Annotated in this window: 3 protein-coding genes; 2 read left to right on the top strand and 1 reads right to left on the bottom strand. The window is 45.4% G+C overall.

Annotated features, from left to right (window positions below; translation table 11 throughout):
• Positions 1-152 precede the first annotated feature (152 nt).
• Together HWQ41_RS26610 and ribD are read left to right on the top strand one after the other, a co-directional pair.
• Positions 153-752, top strand: a complete 600-nt coding sequence (locus HWQ41_RS26610) for an MBL fold metallo-hydrolase (protein WP_292769856.1) — start codon at positions 153-155, stop codon at positions 750-752.
• A 208-nt stretch (positions 753-960) separates the two neighbouring features.
• Positions 961-2,199, top strand: a complete 1,239-nt coding sequence (ribD, locus tag HWQ41_RS26605; protein ID WP_292769854.1) for a bifunctional diaminohydroxyphosphoribosylaminopyrimidine deaminase/5-amino-6-(5-phosphoribosylamino)uracil reductase RibD — start codon at positions 961-963, stop codon at positions 2,197-2,199.
• 42 nt (positions 2,200-2,241) lie between these two features.
• Here ribD and HWQ41_RS26600 read toward each other — a convergent pair whose 3' ends face one another.
• On the bottom strand, positions 2,242-2,460 hold the full coding sequence (locus HWQ41_RS26600) for a hypothetical protein (RefSeq protein ID WP_109012126.1): 219 nt from the start codon (positions 2,458-2,460) through the stop codon (positions 2,242-2,244).
• Positions 2,461-2,701: the final 241 nt, after the last annotated feature.

Genomic DNA, 2,701 nt, shown 5'->3' with positions numbered 1-2,701 from the left:
ATTTCAAAATATCTTTGAGGTATTGTTGCTCCATCCATAATTTTTCGATTTAAAACCCAGCCCCTAATCCCTAATCCCCAGTGCCCTTGACTCTATATACTTAATTATTGAGATTAATAGTCAATTATTGAAGGTACTGATCCAGAATCATCATGAAATCTTTGCACCGTCCCGATCTCTATAGCTGGTCTAATTTCAATCCGGCAAGAAATATTGATTTCAATGGGATTGCCTGGATTCGCCCAGATGGCAACATCTTGATTGACCCAGTAGCCCTATCAAACCATGATTGGAATCATCTGAAATCCCTCGGTGGTGTAGTTTGGATTGTACTGACGAATTCTGAGCATGTCAGGGCAAGTAAAGAAATTGCCGATCAAACCTATGCTAAGATTGCCGGCCCTCTGGCAGAAAAAGACATTTTTCCTATACATTGCGATCGCTGGCTGTCTGATGGTGAAGAATTTGTGCCAGGACTGGAGGTGATTGAACTCCAAGGCTCGAAAACTCCCGGTGAATTGGCTCTGTTACTGGAGGAGACGACTTTGATCACAGGGGATTTAGTACGGGCACGCAAAGCAGGTAGCTTAACTATATTGCCAGATGACAAGCTGCTGAATCGAGAGGAGGCTGTTGCTTCTGTTCGCAGGTTGGCTCAACTGAGTCGGGTAGAAGCAGTGCTGGTGGGGGATGGTTGGCCTGTCTTCCGCGATGGAAGCGATCGCTTACAGGAACTTGCAGCAACGCTGTAAATGTGTGGGTAGCACAGCTAGCTGTGCTACCCTACAGGAGATTCTGGTTTAAATAGATGAAAAAGGCTCTAAGAAGAATTGTAATGAGAATATTACAGGCTGATACAAGATAATAGCGCCTGGATTTTACTCTGTTGAGCAAAGCGCGATTCTCCTGTGGAAAGGCTGTGCGATCGCGTGCAGAATATTTACAATATTGTCTAAAATTATGGATAATTCCCCAGTGGTCGCTCAAGCAGATGCATCCTTACCAAATTACACTCAGGAAAATATACTTCTAGTGGAGTCAGCAGTTGGATCGAATTCTTCTATAAAGGAAAAGGTAGGAACTGACTTTGACTCTCGCATGATGCTGCGGTGTTTGTCACTTGCTCGCCGCGCTTTAGGACGTACTTCGCCAAATCCGCTAGTGGGAGCGGTGATTGTTAAGGATGGCGAGATTGTTGGCGAAGGGTTTCATCCTCGTGCAGGTGAGCCTCATGCAGAAGTGTTTGCCTTGAGGGCAGCTGGCGTTGGTGCAGCCTCTCCCCAGGAGAATCGCGCTCGTGGTGCAACAATCTATGTCAGCCTCGAACCTTGCAATCATTACGGACGTACTCCCCCTTGTTCAGAAGGATTGATCCAAGCTGGAGTGGCAAAAGTGGTGGTGGGTATGGTTGACCCCAATCCACTGGTAGCTGGAGGTGGTATTGCCCGTTTACGTGCGGCGGGGATCGAAGTGTTGGTAGGAGTAGAAGAGTCAGCCTGCCATCAGCTAAATGAAGCTTTTGTGCATCGCATTCTTTACAAGCGACCTTTGGGAATTTTAAAATATGCCATGACTTTAGATGGCAAAATTGCTACCACCTCTGGTCACAGTGCCTGGGTGACAAGCCAAGATGCCCGCAATGAAGTACATCAGTTGCGGGCTGCTTGTGATGCAGTAATTGTCGGTGGTAATACAGTTCGACAGGATAATCCTTACTTAACCAGCCATGAAGTGGAGGCACATAATCCCCTGCGGGTGGTGATGAGTCGCCATCTCAACTTACCGGAAAATGCCCATCTGTGGCAAACTGCGGATGCTCCGACTTTGGTGTTGACAGAGGAGGGTGCTAACCCCGATTTCCAAGAACTGTTGCGAAAACTTGGGGTGGAGGTGGTGGAATTAACATCACTTACACCAGATCAGGCAATGGCATACTTATATGAGCGGGGTTTTTGTAGCGTGTTGTGGGAATGTGGTGGTACTTTAGCTGCAAGTGCGATCGCTCAAGGAGCAGTGCAAAAAGTTCTAGCATTTATCGCCCCGAAAATCATTGGTGGTAGTATTGCTCCCACACCTGTGGGCGATTTAGGTTTTACTACCATGACTGAGGCGTTGTCTCTAGAACGTGTTCGTTGGCGTGTAGTCGGCTCTGACTGCTTAGTGGAAGGTTATTTTCCCCAAAAAGCCAATAGTCAATAGTAATAACACTTGACTATCAATCAATTCATCGTGATTTTGGGATCATGAACACTGACGTTCATGGGCAATATCACGTATAAGGGCTAGCCGAGATTGAATGTAGTGGCACAGATAATCAGTTTCGTTAGAATCTAACAACACTTGCGTTTCGGTTTGTTTCACTAACCACTGCACCAAGCTAGCATCATCTAGTTGCAAGAGGAGCTTGGCTTGGGCGGTTTCAACCACTGACCAAAGCTGACGCATAATCGTAGGAGTCATCAGACCTCAATTGAATAATTAGCTTAGTTGTCTTCAGATTACACAATTTTGATCGCACTTGAGACATGAATGTAGAAGCTGAGACAAGTATTATTAAAAACTTAATAATGGTATTTATAACTTTATGAAGATTAAGAATTTAAAACTCAGTTTTAAATTGGGCATTGGGTATTGGGTATTGGGCATGGTAAAGACAGATTTTCATGGGTTTAGTTGCAACCAATGCACTATAGCAGGGGAC

It is taken from the genome of Nostoc sp. NOS(2021) (genome assembly GCF_017115025.1).
Lineage (GTDB): Bacteria > Cyanobacteriota > Cyanobacteriia > Cyanobacteriales > Nostocaceae > Nostoc.
The sequence above is the reverse complement of the archived record's forward strand: the minus strand, read 5'-3'. Positions and strand labels throughout refer to the sequence as shown.

Excerpts from the sequence above, each read along its gene's own strand:
- HWQ41_RS26600 (WP_109012126.1), bottom strand. The coding sequence starts at position 2,460 with ATGACTCCTACGATTATGCGTCAGCTTTGGTCAGTGGTTGAAACCGCC.
- ribD (WP_292769854.1), top strand. The coding sequence starts at position 961 with ATGGATAATTCCCCAGTGGTCGCTCAAGCAGATGCATCCTTACCAAAT.
- HWQ41_RS26610 (WP_292769856.1), top strand. The coding sequence starts at position 153 with ATGAAATCTTTGCACCGTCCCGATCTCTATAGCTGGTCTAATTTCAAT.